Raw genomic sequence first — 18,873 nt, 5'->3', positions numbered from 1 at the left:
CGCCTCTGCCCGTCACTTGTCCGAGTCGGGCTTGCTCGTCGCCGCCGCGTACGCCTGGGACGGGGTCATCGCGATCCCGTTGAGGCTGACGGTCTTGTACGGGCTGACCTTGGCGCAGGTCTTGGAGTCGTCGGCGGTGGAGGCGTTGGCGTTGGAGACGGCCGCCTTGGTGTCGCCGGAGCTGGCCGGGTAGGAGGTGCCGCTGCTCCAGTCGCTGCCGATCACCAGGACGACGCCGGTGCCGCTGCCCGACTTGATGTGCGAGCTCGGGATGGACAGGGCCTTGGCGACGGTCTGCGCCTCGGCCTTGTCGCCGCTGCCGTAGGTCAGGGTGGTCGTGCTCGCGGAGTCCGGGGCGTTGGCGGTGCTGGTGCCGGTGCTGAAGCCCTGGGAGATCAGGGAGTTCGCGATGGCGGAGGCGCGGCCGGTGATGTCGGTGCCGTTCTCGACGGTCACGGCGATCTGGGCGGCCGGGACGGTCGCGGTGGGCGTCGGCTTCGCGGTCGCCGAGGCGGCCGAGGACTTCTTGCCCGAACTGGTGGTCAGCGACTGGTCGTTGGCCATGGTGGCGAACAGGTCCTTGGCGCCCTCGCCGACCACCACGCGATTGCTGTTGTTCGGGTCGGGCGCGGTCTGCATGGTGGTGAAGGTCATCCGCTTGGTGGGGACCTTGTTCACGTCGGCCGCGAGCGAGATCAGCTTCTTCACGCTGTCGAGGTCGTCGTCCACGGTGAGCGCCTTGGTGGCCGCGTCGGCGAGGCTGTAGACCGCGGTCGGGTCGGTGAGGGTGCCCGCGCTCTTGAACTTGCGGATCATCGCGCTGAGGAAGATGTGCTGGGAGACGGTACGGCCGAGGTCGCTGCCGTCGCCGAACCCGTGCCGGGAGCGGACGAACTCCAGGGCGGCCTCGCCCTTGAGGGTGTGGGAGCCCTTGGAGAGCTTCAGGTGCGAGTACGTGTCGTACACGTTGTTGTTGACGCAGACGGAGACACCGCCGACGGCGTCGGACATCTTGACCACACCGGAGAAGTCCAGTTTGACGAAGTGGTCGATGGGGACGCCGGTGAGCTGGTGCACGGTGGCGACCTGGCAGGCGGCGCCGTACTGGAGGGCGCTGTTGACCTGGCCGTAGTAGCCGGAGGTGGACTGGCCGCTCGAACCGTCCTTGCAGGCCGGCACGTCGACCATGGTGTCACGCGGGATGCTCATCACCGTGGCGTTGGAGCGGTCCGCGGATATGTGGACGACCATCTCCACGTCCGCGTTGCCGTTGCCGGTCTGGACGCCGGTCTCCTTGCAGCCGCCGCCGAGCTTGCAGTCGGCCGAGCTGGTCCGGCCGTCCGAGCCGATCACCAGGATGTTGATCGGGGTCCGGCCGAACGCGTCGGCCTTCTCGGTGCCGCCCTTGCCGTCGAGGGAGACGCTGTTGATGTTGCCGTTGAGGTGCTGGTAGAACCACCAGCCGGCACCGGCCGTGGCCAGCACCAGGACGGCCGTGACCAGGCCCAGGATCTTCATGACCCGCTTGCCGCGGCCCGGCGGCCTGGCGCGCCGGGAGCCGCCTCTGCCGCCTCCGCGGGTCTTGGCCGCCTGCCGGGCTGCCGCCCGGCCGCCGGTCGGCCGCGTCCCGTCGGGCAGGGCCCCACGCTGTCCGGGCACCCGGTCGGTGCGGCTGCGTGTGGCCTGGCCTCCCGGGCCGTCCCACGGGTCGGTCATCTTCCACTCCCATGAACGGTCGGGTCCGTCTGCGGGTACGGTCGGGCGGGTAGGGCGTCCGCGGCGGGTTACGGACAGCCGCGGGCAGCGCCCATTTGGGTTGCGTGATTGCGCAATCTAACAAACCCACAGCCCCGACAGCACAAGCCCCACCCGAATTCACAGGTGAGGCATCTCATGAAACCTCGGGGACACACTCACCGTCCGCCCCCGCACGGCGGCCCGGGTCCGGCCGGTCAGACACCGGCCTCGTACAGCCGCCGCACCGGCACCGGGGCCTGGTGCGAGCGCGCGGTCAGCTGTCCGACGGTCACCCGTACGACGGTCACGATGTCCGGATCGTCCACGTAGTAGACCTGCCGCCGGCCCTCCCGGCGGGACCGCACCAGGCCGGCCAGCCTGAGCTTGGCCAGGTGCTGGCTGACCGCGGGCAGGGCGCCGCCGACCCGGTCGGCGAGGCGCGTCACGTCGCTCTCGCCCTGGGACAGCGCCCACATGATGTGCAGCCGGGCCGGGGATGCAAGCAGCCCGAACACCGCCGCCGCCTCCGTCAGCACCCCGTCGGAGGGATCCGTGAAGCCGTCGCCGCTCTCCCCCACAGCCCACTCCCTCCCATCACAGTCTCCGCACAGGCGCCCACTCAGTGTAGGCGCACGGTCACCGCCTTCCGTACGGCCTCCCCGCAATGTCCTCCACCTGTTCCCCGCATTGTCATGACCGGGTGACAGATCATCGACGGCTCGGCGTCAGGCGTATCCGGCGGCCACTCCCGTTCATAAGCTTGCGCAACAACGCAACTCACTGGAGGACAACGAACGTGGGCATCATCGGCTGGATCGTCCTGGGTCTCCTCGCCGGAGCCATCGCCAAGGCCCTGCTGCCCGGCCGCGACCCGGGCGGCCTGATCGGCACCACCCTCATCGGCGTCGCGGGCGCCTTCGTGGGCGGCTGGCTCTCCTCCCGCTTCCTCGACCGCCCGGTGGAGAACCACTTCTTCGACCTCTACACGTGGGGCGCCGCGATCGCCGGTTCCCTGGTCCTCCTCGTCGGCTACCGGCTGCTGTTCGGCAACTCGCGCGACTGAGTACCGGACGGGCCCCACGGTGACTCCGGTCACCCTCGGGGACCGGATGCAGTCACGACATTCCGGATGTACAGGGACCGTGGACGCACGACATTCCGGATGTAGGGGGACGGCCCGCGGCAGCTGTCAACAGCGCACCGGGGACGCCCCACAGGCAAGGCACGGATTCCACTTCCGCCCCACAGGGACTCGTGTGAAACTGGCGTCCCGTCCGCAGTGCGGGCCACTCCGCACACCGTCCCCCAGCGAGAAGTGCGACTTGCGTTCTCTTCCCCTGCCGCTCGCCCTCACCGCGCGCCTGACGCCGGTCGCCGTGCTCGCCTGTGCGGGCTGGGTGATGGCGTCGGGCCCGGACAAGACGACGTCCACAGGCAGCTCGTCCGACGCGTCGACCCAGCAGACGGCCGGCCAGTCGGCGGGCGACTCCCCGTCGACGTCCTCCGCCTCCACGACGTCCGCCAAGGCGTACTCCGCCGCGCCCGCCCCCTGCGGCAGCATCCCGGTGGCCACCGTCAAGTCCCTGGTGCCCGGTGCCAAGACGGCCGGCAAGGAGATCCCCTCCACCGACACCAAGCTGCGCCGCACCTGCTCGTGGAACGCGCTCAAGGGGTACGACTACCGATGGCTCGACGTCTCCTTCGAGATCATGGACACGGACGCGGCGGCGGCGAAGGAGTACAAGGACCGGGTCGCCGAGAAGAGCGGCGGCGGGGCCGTGCCGGGCCTCGGGGACAACGGCTACTCGGTCGTGAACCTCACCACCGAGGACAAGCAGCAGACCCGCGAGGGCGTGGTGATGGCCCAGGTCTCCAACGCGCTGGTGGTCGTCACCTACAACGGCAGCGACTTCGAGAACAAGAAGGCGCCCAGCACGGACGTGATCAACAAGGGTGCCATCCAGGCGGCCAAGGCCGCGGTGACCGCACTGAAGGGCAGCCAGTAGCCGGACCGGCTGCCCTCCGTGCTCACGGCTGGAGCGCCTTCGCGGGCCGCACCAGCAGGGTCAGCCCCAGGTAGAGCACCAGGGACGTGCCGAGGCCGACCGCCCAGCCGTAGTCGGCGAGCGAGGACAGGGCCGGGACGGGACGGCCGTCGATCAGCGGTTTGAAGCTGGCGCCGCCGACCGCGAGGATGCCGCCGACCAGGAAGGCGACCACCGCCCGCCAGTTCCAGCCGCCGTCGTACCAGTAACGGCCGCCCGTGCGGTACAGGTCGGTCAGGTCGAGGCGGGTGCGGCGCAGGATCCAGTAGTCGGCGATGAGGATGCCGGCGACCGTGCCGAGCAGACCGCCGACCAGACCGAGCCAGGTGAAGATGTAGCCCTGCGGGTCGGAGTACAGCTTCCACGGGAAGATCAGCACCGCGAGGACCGAGGTGATCAGGGCTCCGATACGGAAACTGATCTTCCGGGGCGCGATGTTGGAGAAGTCGAAGGCGGGCGAGACCAGGTTGGCCGCGATGTTCACGGAGAGCGTCGCGACGAGGACGGTCACCAGGGCGTAGAGCAGGCCGACCACGTTGTCCGTCTTCGCGGCCAGCTGGACCGGGTCCCAGATCGGCTGCCCGTAGACGGCCTGCGAGCCGGAGGTCACCAGCACCGACAGGAAGGCGAAGAGGGTCATGGTGGTGGGCAGGCCGAGCGCCTGGCCCCGGGTCTGCGCCTTCTGGCTCTTCCCGTACCGGGTGAAGTCGGGGATGTTCAGCGACAGCGTCGACCAGAAGCCGATCATGCCCATCAGGGACGGCCAGAAGATCTTCCAGAAGCCGCCGCCCCAGCCGAGCTTGGAAGGCTGGTCGAAGAGCGGGCCGAGGCCGCCGGCCTTGTTGCTCATCCAGACCAGCATCACGACCGCGCCGACCAGCACGAAGGGCGCCGCCCAGTTCTCGAAGCGGCGGATCGTCTCCATGCCCCGGTAGATGATCGCGACCTGGAGCACCCAGAAGAGCGCGAACGACAGCCACATGGTCCAGGCGTAGCCGCCGATGTGCGAGGCGTTCGCCCAGCTGTCGCCGATCAGCTTGCCGGCCAGGAAGTAGATGGCCTCGCCGCCGATCCAGGTCTGGATGCCGAACCAGCCGCAGGCCACCAACGCCCGTACGACGGCGGGGAGGTTGGCGCCGCGCACCCCGAAGGAGGCTCGGGCGAAGACCGGGAAGGGGATGCCGTACTTGGGTCCGGCGTGCCCGGTGAGCAGCATCGGCACGAGGACGATCAGGTTGGCCAGGGCGATGGTGAACACGGCCTGTTTCCAGTCCATGCCGACCGCGATGAGCCCGGAGGCCAGGGTCCAGGAGGCCGTGTTGTGGGCCATGCCGACCCAGAGCGCGGAGAAGTTGTAGGTGGTCCAGGTGCGCTTGGCTACGGGGACCGGCAGCAGGTCCTCGTTGGCGTACGGACCGCTCGGCGGCGGCGAACCCGGGGAGAGCTCGACGCGCCCGTCGGAGACGGTGACTTGACCGGACGGCGGTATGGCCGTGGGAGCGGTGTCGGTCATGGGCAGGCCAATCAGATGAGGCGGGACGGGAGAGGCCGTGCGGGCGGGGCGGGGGGTACGCGTGTGGGGTGCGCCCTGACCCCCTTCCCGGGACGGCGGGAAGGGGGAGACCAACTGCCAGGAGTGGGCTAGCCGTTGACGGCCGGGATGACCTTCGTCCCGTACGCGTCGATGGTGGCCTCCTGGGCGTCGTGCATGTCGTAGACGGCGAACTGGTCGACGCCCAGCTCGCGCAGGGCGTTCAGCTTCTCGATGTGCTTCTCGGCCGGACCGATGACGCAGAAGCGGTCGACGATCTCGTCGGGCACGAACTCGGTGTCGGGGTTGCCGCTGCGTCCGTGGTGCGAGTAGTCGTACCCCTGGCGGGCCTTGATGTAGTCGGTGAGTTCGTCGGGTACGGCGGCGGAGTGCTCGCCGTACTTGGCGACCAGGTCGGCGACGTGGTTGCCGACCATGCCGCCGAACCAGCGGCACTGGTCGCGGGCGTGGGCGAGGGCCTCGGGCGAGTCGTCCTCGGTGACGTAGGCGGGGGCGGCGACGCAGATCCTGACCTCGGAGGGGTCGCGCCCGACGGCGACGGCCGCGTCCTTCACCGCCTTGACCATGTACTCGGTGAGGTAGAGGTCGGAGAGCTGGAGGATGAACCCGTCGGCCTCCTCACCGGTCATCTTCAGGGCCTTCGGGCCGTACGCGGCCATCCAGACGGGGAGTTCGGCGCCCGGTTTGACCCACGGGAACCTGATGACCGTGCCGCCGAGGTCGGCCTCGCCGCCGCTGCCCAGCGCACGGATCACCTTCATGGCCTCGCTGATCCGGGCCAGGGTGTTGGGCTTGCGGCCGGCCACCCGCATCGCGGAGTCGCCGCGGCCGATGCCGCAGACCGTGCGGTTGCCGAACATGTCGTTGAGGGTGGCGAAGGTGGAGGCGGTGACCTCCCAGGTGCGGGTGCCCGGGTTGGTGACCATCGGCCCGACCGTCAACTTGCTCGTGTTGGCCAGAATCTGACTGTAGATCACGAACGGTTCCTGCCAGAGCACGGCCGAGTCGAAGGTCCAGCCGTAGCGGAAGCCGTTGCGTTCGGCCCGTTTCATCAGGCTGATGACCCGGGAGGCCGGCGGGTCGGTCTGCAGGACGAGTCCGAAGTCCATGGGCGCGTCTCCTAGTTGAGGTACTGACAGGTGGAGCGCGGGGTGTAGACGCCGTGCCCGGCGTGGCCGGTGTACTCCCGCTCGGTGATGACGGGTACACCCCGCGACAGGACCGTCTCGACCCGGCCGGTGAGCCGCTTGCCCTCGTACGCCGAGTAGTCGACGTTCATGTGGTGGGTCTCGGCGGAGACGATCTGCTCGGCCGCCGGGTCGTAGATGACGACGTCGGCGTCGGCGCCCGGGGTGATGGTGCCCTTCTTCGGGTACATGCCGAACATCCGGGCCGGGGTGGCGCAGGCGATCTCGATCCAGCGGCGGCGCGAGATGTGCCCGTCGACGACGGCCTGGTGCAGCAGGTCCATCCGGTTCTCGACGCCGGGCAGGCCGTTGGGGATCTTCGAGAAGTCGCCGCGGCCGAGTTCCTTCTGGCCGACGAAGCAGAAGGGGCAGTGGTCGGTGGAGACGACCTGGAGGTCGTTGGTCCTGAGGCCCTGCCAGAGCTTGGCCTGGTGCTCCTTGGGGCGCAGCGGCGTGCTGCACACGTACTTGGAGCCCTCGAAGTCGGGCTCGGCGAGGTTGTCGGTGGAGAGGAAGAGGTACTGGGGGCAGGTCTCGCCGAAGACGGGGAGCCCCTCGTCGCGGGCGCGGGCGAGTTCGGCGACCGCCTCCATCGCGGAGACGTGTACGACGTAGAGGGGCGCGCCCGCGACCTGGGCGAGCCTGATGGCCCGGTGGGTGGCCTCGGCTTCGAGCAGCGCCTTGCGCACCTCCCCGTGGTACCTCGGGTCCGTCTCCCCGCGCGCCAGGGCCTGTTCCACGAGGACGTCGATGGCGATGCCGTTCTCGGCGTGCATCATGATCAGGCCGCCGTTCTCGGCGGAGCGCTGCATGGCGCGCAGGATCTGGCCGTCGTCGGAGTAGAAGACGCCGGGGTAGGCCATGAACTGCTTGAAGGAGGTCACGCCCTCCTCGACCAGCAGGTCCATCTCCTTGAGCGTCTCCTGGTTCACGTCGGAGACGATCATGTGGAAGCCGTAGTCGATGGCGCAGTTGCCCTCGGCCTTGGCGTGCCAGGTGTCCAGGCCCTCGCGCAGGCTGTGGCCGACGCTCTGCACCGCGAAGTCGACGATCGTGGTCGTACCGCCCCAGGCGGCGGCCCGGGTGCCGGTCTCGAAGGTGTCGGAGGCGAAGGTGCCGCCGAACGGCAGCTCCATGTGGGTGTGGGCGTCGACGCCGCCCGGGATGACGTACTTGCCGGTGGCGTCGATGGTGCGTTCGGCGGTGAAGGCCTCGGCGGCGGGGGTGCCGGTCGCCGCGAGGGCGGCGATGCGGCCGTCCTCGATCAGGACGTCGGCGTGGATCTCGTCGGACGCGGTGATGACGAGTCCACCGTGGATGAGGGTGCGGCCGGTGGTCATGGGGTCCTCTCGTTCGTGGTCACGTGCCGGTCCGATGTGGCTGGTCGCGCCCACGCGGCGGCAGCCGCATGTCGAGCGCTGCCCCGCGCCCCTTGCGGGGGCGCTTTTACGACGCGCGCTATTAAGGCGCCGTCAGGGGGCCGTACGCGTCCGGGCGGCGGTCGCGGAAGAACTGCCAGCGGTCGCGGACCTCGCGGAGCTTGGCCAGGTCCAGGTCGCGGACGACGAGTTCGGTCTCCTTGTCGGAGGCGACCTCGCCGGCGAACTGACCCTCCGGGTCCACGAAGTAGGAGGTGCCGTAGAAGTCGTTGTCGCCCAGCTCCTCCACGCCGACCCGGTTGATCGCGCCGACGAAGTACTCGTTGGCGACGGCAGCCGCCGGCTGCTCCAACTGCCAGAGGTAGCGGGAGAGTCCGCGCGAGGTGGCCGACGGGTTGAAGACGATCTCGGCACCGCCGAGGCCCAACGCCCGCCAGCCCTCCGGGAAGTGGCGGTCGTAGCAGATGTAGACGCCGATCCGGCCGACGGCGGTGTCGAAGACGGGCCAGCCGGCGTTGCCCGGGCGGAAGTAGAACTTCTCCCAGAATCCCGGGACCTGGGGGATGTGGTGCTTGCGGTACTTGCCGAGGTAGGAGCCGTCGGCGTCGATCACGGCGGCGGTGTTGTAGAGGACGCCCGGCTGCTCCTCCTCGTAGACCGGCAGGATCAGGACGAGGCCCAGTTCGCGGGCGAGGGCCTGGAAGCGCTGGACGATCGGGCCGTCCGGGACCTGCTCGGCGTACTCGTAGAAGGCCTTGTCCTGGACCTGGCAGAAGTAGGGTCCGTAGAACAGCTCCTGGAAGCACAGGACCTGGGCGCCCTGCGCGGCTGCGTCGCGGGCCGCCTGCTCGTGGACCTGGATCATCGACTCCTTGTCGCCGGTCCAGGCGGTCTGGAAGAGGGCGGCACGAATCACTCGGCTCATCGGGACCTCCGGTCGCTCGGTGTGCGAGAAGGCTAGAAAGCCCGGAAGTCCTGTTTGAGTTGCATCGTGTCACGTCTACGGGTGCCCGGCGTGCCACCGTGTCACGCTGTCGATGGCCCATGTTTCACCGCCGTTTTCCCAGGTCGTCGCATGTTTCACTGCTGTTGCGCGTCGTGCGCGAGGAGTGCGATGTGCACGGAGGCCGCCTGCTCGAAGTCGTCGAGGTCGACGCCGAGCCGGGTCTGTATCGCCTCCAGGCGGCGGTACAGCGCGGGGCGGGAGACGTGGTGGAGCTGGGCGGTGCGGGACTTGTTGCGGCCGGTGGCGAGGTAGGTCCGCAGGACGCCGAGCAGGTCCTGGTCGGTGCCGCTCCCGCACAGCAGGCCGTCCAGCTCGCGCTCGGCGAAGGACTGGACGTGCGGGTCGTCGCGCAACAACCGGATCAGGCCGCGCAGGTGGACGTCCTTGAGCCGGACGACGGCCGGGAGGTCGAGGGCGGCGGTGGTGTCGGCGACCGCGTCGGCGACGTGCTGGGCCTCGCGCAGGCCGGTGGGCACGTCGTCCCAGACGGTACGGGCGCCCGCCGCGGCGACCACCGCCTGCGACCCCGCCGACTCGCCGTGCAGCCGGGCGGCGAAGTGCGCGGCGAGGGCGTCGGCGTCCTGGTCGCGGGCGAGGCTGAGGAGGACGGCGGTGATGCGCTCGGTGAGTTCGGCGACGAGTCCGGGCAGGCCCAGCAGGCGCAGGATCCGCTCCAGTTGGGCGGGTTCCGCGTCCCGTACGACGAGCGGGACGAAGGTCCGCCGGTTGACGGGCAGTCCGGCGGCCCGGGCCCTGGGCAGCAGCTGGCGGGCCGGTACGACCCCGGAGACCAGGTCGGTCAGCAGGCTCTGCGCGGACTGCTCCTCCCAGGTGTGGGCGGAGCCGCCGCCGAGCATGCGGTGCAGGACGAGGGCCTCGGCGCCCCGGTCGGCCAGGAGGCGTCCGGTGGCGGTGTCGCCGCGGTAGCCGCAGAGCATGATCTGGCCCCAGCGCTCGCCCCGGCCGCCGAGTTCGGCGCGGATCCAGCCGTCGCCGGTGCCGCCGCCGGCCTGGCGCGCGATGCGCTCCCAGTCGCGGAGCACGTCGTCGACCGCCGACCGCTCCCCCGCGGTGGCGAGGACCCGGTGCGCGAGGTTGGTGACGACCACCGGGCAGGCGCTGTGCACGGCGACCTCGTCGAGGAGCCGCTGGAGGGGGGCACCGGCCGTGATCAGGCCGGTGAGGGCGGTGCGGACGGACTCGGAGAGGCTGACCGCGGCGAACTTCCGCCGCACCAGGCGGGACTGGACCTCCTCGGTCAGTTCCGCGAAGGGGAAGGGGCGGTGCAGGACCACCAGGGGGAGGCCGCAGCGGTCCGCTGCGCGGCGCATGGCGTCGGGCGTGGCGGGGAAGGCACGGCCGAGGCCGAGGACCACGGCTGCGGCCTCGGCCCGGTGCAGGGACTGGATGTACTCGGCCTGCTTGTGCGCGTCGCCGGCGAGCAGGACGCCGGTGGTGAGGACCATCTCGCCGCCGGTGAGCATGACGCCGACGTCGGGGGCCTCGGCGACGTGCACCCAGCGGACGGGGCGGTCGAGGTGGGCGGAGCCGGCGACCACCTCCGGGTCGCCGGCCAGGACCCGTTCCAGGGCGAGGATCTGACGGACCGACAGTATGGGGTCTGTGGTGTGCGGGGGATCCCAAGTGGCGGTCATCTTGCGTGGTCCCTTGGTCGGGTTCGGTGCGTCTGTCGACTGCGGCGCCGTCGTGGCTGGTCGCGCAGTTCCCCGCGCCCCTGAAGGGGCGCTGCCTGAGGCCCCTGTAAGGGGCGCGGGGAACTGCGCGACCAGCCCCCACCGGCCCGCAGGTCCCCACACGGCGTGTCTCTGCGCTTCCGGCAGAGCGCCTAGTAGGCGCTCCTCAAGGCCTGTTCGAGGATGGCCGCGCCCTCCTCCGCCTCGGCCACCGTCAGGGACAGCGGCGGGGCGATGCGCAACGCGCTCGTGTTGTGGCCGCCGCCCTTTCCGATGAGGAGGCCGCCCTCGCGAGCCGCCTCCAGGACGGCCGACGCGGACTTGGGGTCGGCCTCGTCCGTGCCGGGCCTGACCAGTTCGATGCCGATCATCAGGCCGCGGCCCCGTACCTCGCGCACGCCGGGCAGCTGGGCGGCGACCGCCCGGAGGCGTTCGATGAGCAGGCCGCCGACGCGGCGGGCGTTGCCCTGGAGGTCGTGGTCCAGGAGGTACGACAGGTTGGCGAGGCCGGCCGCCATGGTGATCTGGGTGCCGCCGAACGTCGAGATGCTGTTGGAGTCGAGGCAGTTCATGATCTCGGAGCGGGCCACCACACCGCCGATGGAGCTGCCGTTGCCGATGCCCTTGGCGAAGGTGAGAATGTCCGGCGGGCCGCTCTGGCCGTGTGCCTGCCAGCCCCAGAAGTGCTCGCCGGTGCGGCCCCAGCCGGTCTGCACCTCGTCGGCGATCCAGAGGATGCCCTGCTCCTGGAGGACCTTGCGGAAGGCCGCGTAGAGCCCGTCGGGCGGGGAGGTGAAGCCGCCGACGCCCTGGATGGGCTCGGCGATCAGCGCGGCCGGCGGGCGGGTGTGGCCGAGGAGGTCGCGCAGGTCGTCGACGCAGGCCGCGATGAAGTCACGGTCGTTCAGCTCGGCGAACGGGCCGCGGGTGCGGACGCCACCGTGGACGTACAGCGTCTGGAGCGGGGAGAGGGAGGTCGGGGACCAGCCCTTGTTGCCGGTGATGCCGACCGCGCTGAAGGAGCGGCCGTGGTAGCTGTTGCGCATCGCCAGGACGGTGTTGGTGCGGCGGTAGGTGGTGGCGAGCAGCAGGGCCGTGTCGTTGGCCTCGGTGCCGGACGTGGTGAAGAAGACCCTCGCGTCCGGGATGCCGCTCAACTGGGCGATGCGCTCGGCGAGTTCGACCATCGGGCGGTTGAGGTAGAGCGTGGAGGAGTGGATGATCCGCCCGGCCTGCTCGCTCACCGCCTTCGTCACCTCGGGGAGCGCGTGCGCGGTCATCGTGGTGAGGATGCCGCCGAAGAAGTCGAGGTAGCGGTTGCCGTCCGCGTCCCAGACGTGCCGGCCCTCGCCGTGGGTGATCTCCAGGGGCTCGTCGTAGTAGAGAGCCAGCCAGTCGGGCAGCACCTGGCGATGGCGGGCGAAGAGGTCGTTCACGGCTGTACCAGCCCTTCGTAGGCGTCGGGACGGCGGTCGCGGTAGAAGGCCCACTGCTGCCGTACCTCGTCGATCAGGTCGAAGTCGAGGTCGCGGACGACGAGTTCCTCACCCTTGTCGCTCGCCACCTCCCCCACGAACTGCCCACGCGGATCGACGAAGTAGCTCGTCCCGTAGAAATCGTTGTCCCCGTACTCCTCCTGGCCCACCCGGTTGATGGCGGCGACGAAGTACTCGTTGGCGACGGCGGCGGCCGGCTGCTCCAGCTGCCAGAGGTAGGCCGACAGGCCGCGCGAGGTGGCCGACGGGTTGTAGACCAGCTGGGCGCCGCCCAGGCCGAGTTGCCGCCAGCCCTCGGGGAAGTGGCGGTCGTAGCAGATGTACACGCCGACCTTGCCGACGGCGGTGTCGAAGACCGGCCAGCCGGCGTTCCCGGGCTTGAAGTAGTACTTCTCCCAGAAGCCCTTGACCTGCGGGATGTGGTGCTTGCGGTACTTGCCGAGGTACGAGCCGTCCGCGTCGATCACGGCGGCGGTGTTGTAGTAGAAGCCGGACTGCTCGACCTCGAAGACCGGGACGACGATCACCATGCCGGTCTCGCGGGCGAGTTCCTGCATACGACGGGTGGTGGGGCCGTCCGGGACCGGCTCGGCCCAGCGGTAGTGCTCGGGCTCCTGGACCTGGCAGAAGTAGGGGGCGTTGAAGACTTCCTGAAATCCGATGATCTTCGCGCCTCGGCGGGCCGCCTCGCGGGCGTGCTCCTCGTGTTTCGCCACCATGGACTCGGTGTCGCCGGTCCAGGTGGCCTGGACCAGAGCGGCGCGTACGACGTTGGCCATGAGCTGCTCCTTCTACGCCCGTAGAGGGTCGAAAGTAAGCCTCCTCGGATTCCTTGCCAAGACCATCGTCGTTAAGCCGCCGAGTCGATCGCGTTTCTTACCTGGCTGGCGGATGCGGGGGCCGGTTCGTCAGCGCCGTCGGGGCTCGGGAGCGCTTCGGGCCGCGGGTGCGTGGGGGCTGGTCGCACCCACGCGGCGGAGCCGCATATCGGTACAGCCCCGCGCCCCTGCAGGGCGCTCAAGCGGCCAGGCCCGCCACGCGCAGCGCGTGGAGCAGGTCCCAGTGGCGTTGGTCCGAGATGTGCTGGGCCGAACGGAGGAGGAGGGGGACGAGCCGCCGGGGGTCCGGTTCCGCGCTGTGGGCCGCCTCTTCCGGGGGTCGGACCTGGACGTACGTGTCCAGCAGGGCACGGGCCTCGCGGTGGCGGCCCTCCGTGTCGAGGGCGAGGACGGCCTCGCCGATCTCCGTGGCGGGGCGGGCGACGCCCTGGCGCAGGATCTGCCGGCCGTCGTCGGTCCGGCCCGCGGCGGTCAGGGCGTCGGCCGCCGCGACCAGCCGGGCGGGCGGGAGCGAGGCCGTCTCCCAGAGCAGCGTGGCCCAGTCGGCGCCGAGCCCGGCCCGCTGGAGGGCCTCCGCGAGCAGCGGGAACCGGACCGCGGACCAGTGCGCGACCTCGGCCAGAAGCGCGTGTGCCTCCCCGGTGCGGCCCTCCGCCCGGAGCCGTTGGAGCCGCTCCACGGCCGCCGTCACGGCCTGCCCCGACTCCTCGTCGGTCTCCGCCGGCACCGGCTCCGGCCGCGCCGGCACCTCGACGGCCCCGGCGAAGCGGGCGCCGCGCGGAGTGCGCCGGCCGGTGGCGGCCTCGGACACGGACACTTCCGGTGTCTGCGGTACGACGGTGGGCGCGGCCTCGTCCTCCACCATGCCGGCGAACCGGGCGCTGCCCCGCCGCCGCTTGCGCTGCTTGGCCGGGGCGGGAGCCGGGGCCGAGTCCTGGGCGGGGTCCGGGGCCGGGGTCGAGACGGGGGCAGGGACAGCGACCGGAACCGGCTCGGGAGTCACGGTGAAGGTCTCGCCGCGCGGGCGACCGGCGGGCTCGGTCCGGCGCCCGAGTCTTCCGATCCGCGCCTGGATCTCGGCGCACCGGGCGACCGCCCGCTCGTGGTCGTCGTGGGCCCAGGCGAGGTCGATGTTCAGGGCCTCGGCCGCCTCCCGGGAGGGCGCGGAGTCGAGGGCGCGGCCGAGCTGCGCCAGCCGTTCCGCGGCGTACCGCTGTTCGCGGAGGGTGACGTCGAGGCGGTCGCCCAGGTCCTCGCGGGCGCCCGGCCGGGTGTCGTACGCGACGAGCGCCTGCGTGTGCAGCCGGCGGGCCTGCTCGGCCTCGCGCGCGGCGGCCTCGGTGCCGTAGCCGCCGGCGAGGTCCTGGAGCAGCGCCGACACGACGTCCCAGGGCGGTACTTCGCGCCCGGCGAGGCAGGCCTGCATACCGTCGGGGTCGCGCTGCCAGAAGACCGCGCACCAGCCGCCGGCCTGGTCGAGACGCGCCAGCAGGCCGTTGAGGTAGTTCGCGAACTCCCGCACCCGGCCCGGGAGTTGATCCACAGTCATCGCTCGACTCCCGCCAGACCGGAACACTCCGGCTCCGTAGGCAACACCAGTTGTGTTACGGGGTTGCTACGGGGAGTTTTCAGCGGGCGTGCGAAGCCCTCATTGCCCGATCTTGACCGAGGCGCGTCCTGCGCCGGGGCGCGTCACACGACGACGAGGGCGCAGCGCTCCACCAGGTCGTCCATCGACAGCCCGAGCGCGCGGGCCAGCGCGGCGACGGTGAAGAAGGCGGGGGTCGGTGCCCGCCCGGTCTCGATCTTGCGGAGGGTCTCGGCCGAGATGCCCGCCGCGGCGGCCACCTCCGTCATGCTCCGGCCGCCGCGCGCCTCGCGCAGCAACCGCCCGAGCCGCTCGCCGCGTTCGCGTTCTTCCGGGGTGAGAGGGGTGCGCACCATGCCACCATTCTAACCCGGTCGAGAAAACCGGTATATTAATTGGCATGGTGGAACTGAAGACAGACACATCGATCGACGCCATGTACGCGTCGGGCCAGGTCGTCGGGCGGGCCCTGACGGCCGTACGGGAGGCCGCCGGCATCGGCGTCTCCCTGCTCGAACTGGACGAGGTGGCACGGGAGGTGCTGCGCGAGGCGGGGGCCTCCTCCCCCTTCCTCGGGTACCGGCCCTCGTTCGCGCCCACCCCGTTCCCCGCCGTCATCTGCGCGTCCGTGAACGACGCGATCGTGCACGGCATCCCGACCGGCTACCGGCTGCGCGACGGCGACCTGGTCTCGATCGACTGCGGTGCGGTGCTGGACGGCTGGGCGGGCGACTCGGCGATCAGCTTCACGGTCGGCAGACCGCGCCCGGCGGACGTGCGGCTCGTCGAGACGGCCGAGCGGGCGCTCGCGGCGGGCATCGCGGCGGCGGTCGTCGGCAACCGCATCGGCGACATCGCGCACGCGGTCGGCCGGGTGTGCCGGGACGGCGGCTACGGCATCCCGCAGGACTTCGGCGGACACGGCATCGGCCGCCGCATGCACGAGGACCCCGGGGTACCGAACGAGGGCCGTCCCGGGCGCGGCCTCCCGCTCCGGCACGGGATGGTGCTCGCGATCGAGCCCATGCTGATCGGCGGCGGCCGGGACGGCTACCACGCGGCCGACGACGGCTGGACCCTGCGGACGAACGACGGCTCCCGGGCGGCGCACGCGGAGCACACCGTGGCGATCACGGCGGCGGGGCCGCGGATTCTCACGGCCAGGAATTCAGAGAACTGACACAGGTTTTTCCTGCGCTTTTCTTATCTCGATATGCGGGTCGGCATCACACAAATGAATTCTCCGAAGTGCTGAACAACGGCCACGGTCCCCCCGTACATCTATCCGTGACGGGCGGAAAATCAGCCGCCCGATCAGCGAAGGAGTTCTCATGGAAAACGTGCGCATGCGCATCCCGCTCCCCCTGCCCGCGCGGCGCAGGCCCGTGGCTCCGCCGCCTCCGCCGCAGGACAGGCGGCGGCCCCGGCCGAATACCAACGGCCGCTGATCACGTGACATAACGCGCGCCGGAAGCACCGGCCGGATTCCGGGTCCGGCCGGTGCGACAGCATGTCACGGAAAGGGCGCCGATTATCGCGACGGGGCGTATCGCGTCGTCGCGTCGCCGAATTGTGCTGCTGATTTCCCGTCGGCTCGGCCCGTCCCCCGACCGGCTGGACGTGCCCCCCTCCGGCGGGCGTGCGAAGGTGGTGTGACCGGGCCCTGCAGGGGCACCCGCGTGGACCGGCACGTCGACCAGCGAGCGCGTCCCGCCAGGCGCCGGGACGCCGGAACGGAACGATCGCTCATGACCAGCGGCTACCCCGGACCGGACAACTTCGGACAGGATCCCTTCGGAGAGTTCCTCGCCCGCTTCTTCGGCGGCGGCGGAGCCCACCCGGGTCCCCGGCAGATCGACATCGGGAGGCTGCTGAGCCAGCCGGCCAGGGAACTGGTCAAGGGCGCCGCCCAGTACGCCGCCGAGCACGGCAGCCGGGACCTCGACACCGAGCATCTGCTGCGCGCCGCGCTCAGGGCGGAGCCCACCCGTTCCCTGCTGAGCAGGTCCGGCGCCGATCCCGACTCGCTGGCCACGGAGATCGACGGCCGCGCGGGCCCGGTCCAGCACCCGCCCGGCGAGGCGCCCCCGCCGACCTCCCTGTCCCTCACCCCGGCCGTGAAACGGGCCCTGCTGGACGCGCACGACCTGGCCCGGGCAGGCGGAGCCGGGTACATCGGCCCCGAGCACGTGCTGGGCGCGCTGGCCGCCAACCCGGACTCGGCCGCCGGGCACATCCTGAACGCCGCCCGGTTCGCCGCAGGCGGCCTGCCGCAGGACGCCACGGAGACCGACCGACCGCTGGCCGGCCCGGACACCCGGCGCCGTACGAGCAGCACGCCGAACCTCGACAAGTACGGCCGGGACCTGACCGAACTGGCCGGGCAGGGCCGGATCGACCCGGTGATCGGACGGGACGACGAGATCGAGCAGACCATCGAGGTACTCTCCCGGCGCGGCAAGAACAACCCCGTGCTGATCGGCGACGCGGGTGTCGGCAAGACGGCGATCGTGGAGGGCCTGGCCCAGCGGATCGCCGACGGGGACGTGCCGGACGTGCTGTCGTGCCGCCGGGTGGTCGCCCTCGACCTGTCCGGCGTGGTCGCCGGCACCCGGTTCCGGGGCGACTTCGAGGAGCGGCTCACCAACATCGTGGGCGAGATCCGCGCCCACTCCGACCAGTTGGTCGTCTTCATCGACGAGCTGCACACCGTGGTCGGCGCCGGGGGCGGCGGCGAGGGCGGCGCGATGGACGCGGCCAACATCCTCAAGCCCGCACTGGCCCGGGGCGAGCTGCACATCGTGGGCGCGACCACTCTCGAGGAGTTCCGCAAGATCGAGAAGGACGCGGCGCTGGCCCGCCGGTTCCAGCCGATCCTGGTGCCCGAGCCGACGGTCCCGGACACCATCGAGATCCTGCGCGGCCTGCGCGACCGTTACGAGGCCCACCACCAGGTCCGCTACACCGACGAGGCCCTGGTCGCCGCCGTCGAGCTGTCCGACCGCTACCTCACCGACCGCAGGCTGCCGGACAAGGCGATCGACCTGATCGACCAGGCCGGTGCCCGGGTCCGCCTCGGCGCCCGCACCAAGGGCACCGACGTGCGCGCCATGGAGCGGGAGATCGAGCAGCTCACCCGGGACAAGGACCAGGCGGTCGCCGACGAGCAGTACGAGCGTGCCACCCAGCTCCGGGACCGCGTCGGCGAGTTGAAGACCCGGATCACCGAAGTCTCCGGCGAGGACGAGGCCGACGAGGGCCAGCACCTGGAGGTGACGGCCGAGGCGATCGCCGAGGTGGTGTCACGCCGGACCGGCATCCCGGTCAGCAGCCTCACCCAGGAGGAGAAGGAGCGGCTGCTCGGTCTGGAGGCCCATCTGCACCAGCGGGTCATCGGCCAGGACGAGGCGGTCGCCGCCGTCTCCGAGGCGGTCATGCGCTCCCGTGCCGGACTGGCGAGCCCGAACCGCCCGATCGGCAGCTTCCTCTTCCTCGGCCCGACCGGCGTCGGCAAGACCGAACTGGCCCGCGCGCTCGCCGAGGTGCTGTTCGGCAGCGAGGACCGGATGGTCCGCCTGGACATGAGCGAGTACCAGGAGCGCCACACCGTCTCCCGCCTGGTGGGTGCCCCGCCCGGCTACGTCGGCCACGAGGAGGCGGGCCAGCTCACCGAGGTCGTCCGCCGCCACCCCTACTCGCTGCTCCTCCTCGACGAGGTGGAGAAGGCCCACCCCGACGTCTTCAACATCCTGCTCCAGGTCCTGGACGACGGCCGCCTGACCGACTCCCAGGGCCGCACGGTGGACTTCACCAACACCGTCATCGTGATGACGAGCAACCTCGGCTCGGACGTGATCACGCGGCAGGGCGCCGGCATCGGCTTCGGCCCGGGCGGCGAGGAGGCGACGGAGGAGGCCCGCCGCGAACGGGTCCTGCGTCCGCTCCGGGAGCACTTCCGCCCGGAGTTCCTCAACCGCATCGACGAGATCGTCGTCTTCCGCCGGCTCACCGGCGACCAGCTGCACCAGATCACCGAACTCCTGCTGGAACACACCCGCCGCATGCTCCACGCCCAGGGCATCACGGCCCACTTCACGGACGCCGCCGTCGACTGGCTCGCCGAACACGGCCACCAGCCCGAGTACGGCGCCCGCCCACTGCGCCGCACCATCCAGCGTGAGGTCGACAACCAGCTGTCGAGGCTGCTGCTGGACGGCACGATCGCAGAAGGCAGCCAGGTGACGGTGAGCGTCACGGACGGCCGCTTGGAATTCCGCCCGGAGAAAACGCCCCTCTAGGGGGCGCGGGGCTGTATCGATTTGCGGCTGCCGCCGCGTGGGCGCGACCAGC

The 18,873-nt window shown here is 71.0% G+C and carries 15 protein-coding genes; 4 read left to right on the top strand and 11 right to left on the bottom strand.

Going from position 1 to position 18,873, the window contains the following annotated elements:
* Positions 1-12: 12 nt before the first annotated feature.
* Positions 13-1,716, bottom strand: coding sequence for an LCP family protein (locus AB0D74_RS23570; protein ID WP_362590223.1), 1,704 nt, complete (start codon positions 1,714-1,716; stop codon positions 13-15).
* A 236-nt stretch (positions 1,717-1,952) separates the two neighbouring features.
* Positions 1,953-2,315, bottom strand: coding sequence for a metalloregulator ArsR/SmtB family transcription factor (locus AB0D74_RS23565; protein WP_362590220.1), 363 nt, complete (start codon positions 2,313-2,315; stop codon positions 1,953-1,955).
* Between the two features lie 218 nt (positions 2,316-2,533).
* On the opposite strand from AB0D74_RS23565, the gene AB0D74_RS23560 reads away from it, so the two are divergent.
* Together AB0D74_RS23560 and AB0D74_RS23555 are read left to right on the top strand one after the other, a co-directional pair.
* Positions 2,534-2,800: a GlsB/YeaQ/YmgE family stress response membrane protein gene (locus tag AB0D74_RS23560; protein ID WP_362590216.1), complete on the top strand. Its 267-nt coding sequence runs from the start codon at positions 2,534-2,536 to the stop codon at positions 2,798-2,800.
* 259 nt (positions 2,801-3,059) lie between these two features.
* Positions 3,060-3,743: a hypothetical protein gene (locus tag AB0D74_RS23555; protein ID WP_362590213.1), complete on the top strand. Its 684-nt coding sequence runs from the start codon at positions 3,060-3,062 to the stop codon at positions 3,741-3,743.
* Between the two features lie 22 nt (positions 3,744-3,765).
* On the opposite strand, the gene AB0D74_RS23550 is transcribed toward AB0D74_RS23555, so the two are convergent.
* From AB0D74_RS23550 to AB0D74_RS23510, 9 genes are all read right to left on the bottom strand, one after another.
* Positions 3,766-5,295, bottom strand: a complete 1,530-nt coding sequence (locus AB0D74_RS23550; protein WP_362590210.1) for an NCS1 family nucleobase:cation symporter-1 — start codon at positions 5,293-5,295, stop codon at positions 3,766-3,768.
* Positions 5,296-5,423: 128 nt separating this feature from the next.
* A complete protein-coding gene (locus AB0D74_RS23545) occupies positions 5,424-6,443 on the bottom strand; it encodes a TIGR03842 family LLM class F420-dependent oxidoreductase (protein WP_362590207.1) in 1,020 nt (339 codons plus the stop codon).
* Positions 6,444-6,454: 11 nt separating this feature from the next.
* Positions 6,455-7,861 carry a dihydropyrimidinase gene (hydA, locus tag AB0D74_RS23540; RefSeq protein ID WP_362590204.1) on the bottom strand — a complete coding sequence of 469 codons (1,407 nt, stop codon included), beginning with the start codon at positions 7,859-7,861 and terminating at the stop codon, positions 6,455-6,457.
* 121 nt (positions 7,862-7,982) lie between these two features.
* Entirely contained in the window at positions 7,983-8,825 is an 843-nt protein-coding gene (locus AB0D74_RS23535) for a nitrilase-related carbon-nitrogen hydrolase (RefSeq protein WP_362590201.1), read from the bottom strand.
* 155 nt (positions 8,826-8,980) lie between these two features.
* The gene (locus AB0D74_RS23530) at positions 8,981-10,561 is read right to left on the bottom strand and encodes a PucR family transcriptional regulator (protein WP_362590198.1); all 1,581 of its coding nucleotides are present in this window, start codon (positions 10,559-10,561) and stop codon (positions 8,981-8,983) included.
* Between the two features lie 191 nt (positions 10,562-10,752).
* On the bottom strand, positions 10,753-12,036 hold the full coding sequence (locus AB0D74_RS23525; RefSeq protein WP_362590195.1) for an aspartate aminotransferase family protein: 1,284 nt from the start codon (positions 12,034-12,036) through the stop codon (positions 10,753-10,755).
* Complete coding sequence (locus AB0D74_RS23520) at positions 12,033-12,875, bottom strand: nitrilase-related carbon-nitrogen hydrolase (protein WP_362590192.1); 843 nt, start codon at positions 12,873-12,875, stop codon at positions 12,033-12,035. Before AB0D74_RS23520 ends, AB0D74_RS23525 begins: the two co-directional genes overlap by 4 nt.
* Before the next feature lie 238 nt (positions 12,876-13,113).
* Positions 13,114-14,484: a hypothetical protein gene (locus AB0D74_RS23515; RefSeq protein WP_362590189.1), complete on the bottom strand. Its 1,371-nt coding sequence runs from the start codon at positions 14,482-14,484 to the stop codon at positions 13,114-13,116.
* Between the two features lie 143 nt (positions 14,485-14,627).
* Entirely contained in the window at positions 14,628-14,879 is a 252-nt protein-coding gene (locus AB0D74_RS23510; RefSeq protein WP_351707725.1) for a helix-turn-helix transcriptional regulator, read from the bottom strand.
* 44 nt (positions 14,880-14,923) lie between these two features.
* On the opposite strand from AB0D74_RS23510, the gene map reads away from it, so the two are divergent.
* Both map and AB0D74_RS23500 read left to right on the top strand, forming a co-directional pair.
* Complete coding sequence (gene map / locus AB0D74_RS23505; RefSeq protein ID WP_362590186.1) at positions 14,924-15,703, top strand: type I methionyl aminopeptidase; 780 nt, start codon at positions 14,924-14,926, stop codon at positions 15,701-15,703.
* A 568-nt stretch (positions 15,704-16,271) separates the two neighbouring features.
* Positions 16,272-18,821, top strand: a complete 2,550-nt coding sequence (locus AB0D74_RS23500; protein ID WP_362590183.1) for an ATP-dependent Clp protease ATP-binding subunit — start codon at positions 16,272-16,274, stop codon at positions 18,819-18,821.
* Positions 18,822-18,873 lie beyond the last annotated feature (52 nt).

It is taken from the genome of Streptomyces sp. NPDC048278 (assembly GCF_040652195.1).
In the GTDB taxonomy this organism is placed as follows: Bacteria; Actinomycetota; Actinomycetes; order Streptomycetales; family Streptomycetaceae; genus Streptomyces.
The sequence above is the reverse complement of the archived record's forward strand: the minus strand, read 5'-3'. Positions and strand labels throughout refer to the sequence as shown.

Bases quoted from the DNA above. Each gene is read 5' to 3' on its own strand.
- AB0D74_RS23570 (WP_362590223.1), bottom strand. From the start codon at position 1,716: ATGACCGACCCGTGGGACGGCCCGGGAGGCCAGGCCACACGCAGCCGC.
- AB0D74_RS23550 (WP_362590210.1), bottom strand. From the start codon at position 5,295: ATGACCGACACCGCTCCCACGGCCATACCGCCGTCCGGTCAAGTCACC.
- AB0D74_RS23545 (WP_362590207.1), bottom strand. From the start codon at position 6,443: ATGGACTTCGGACTCGTCCTGCAGACCGACCCGCCGGCCTCCCGGGTC.
- hydA (WP_362590204.1), bottom strand. From the start codon at position 7,861: ATGACCACCGGCCGCACCCTCATCCACGGTGGACTCGTCATCACCGCG.
- AB0D74_RS23535 (WP_362590201.1), bottom strand. From the start codon at position 8,825: ATGAGCCGAGTGATTCGTGCCGCCCTCTTCCAGACCGCCTGGACCGGC.
- AB0D74_RS23530 (WP_362590198.1), bottom strand. From the start codon at position 10,561: ATGACCGCCACTTGGGATCCCCCGCACACCACAGACCCCATACTGTCG.
- AB0D74_RS23520 (WP_362590192.1), bottom strand. From the start codon at position 12,875: ATGGCCAACGTCGTACGCGCCGCTCTGGTCCAGGCCACCTGGACCGGC.
- AB0D74_RS23515 (WP_362590189.1), bottom strand. From the start codon at position 14,484: ATGACTGTGGATCAACTCCCGGGCCGGGTGCGGGAGTTCGCGAACTAC.
- AB0D74_RS23510 (WP_351707725.1), bottom strand. From the start codon at position 14,879: ATGGTGCGCACCCCTCTCACCCCGGAAGAACGCGAACGCGGCGAGCGG.
- map (WP_362590186.1), top strand. From the start codon at position 14,924: ATGGTGGAACTGAAGACAGACACATCGATCGACGCCATGTACGCGTCG.
- AB0D74_RS23500 (WP_362590183.1), top strand. From the start codon at position 16,272: ATGACCAGCGGCTACCCCGGACCGGACAACTTCGGACAGGATCCCTTC.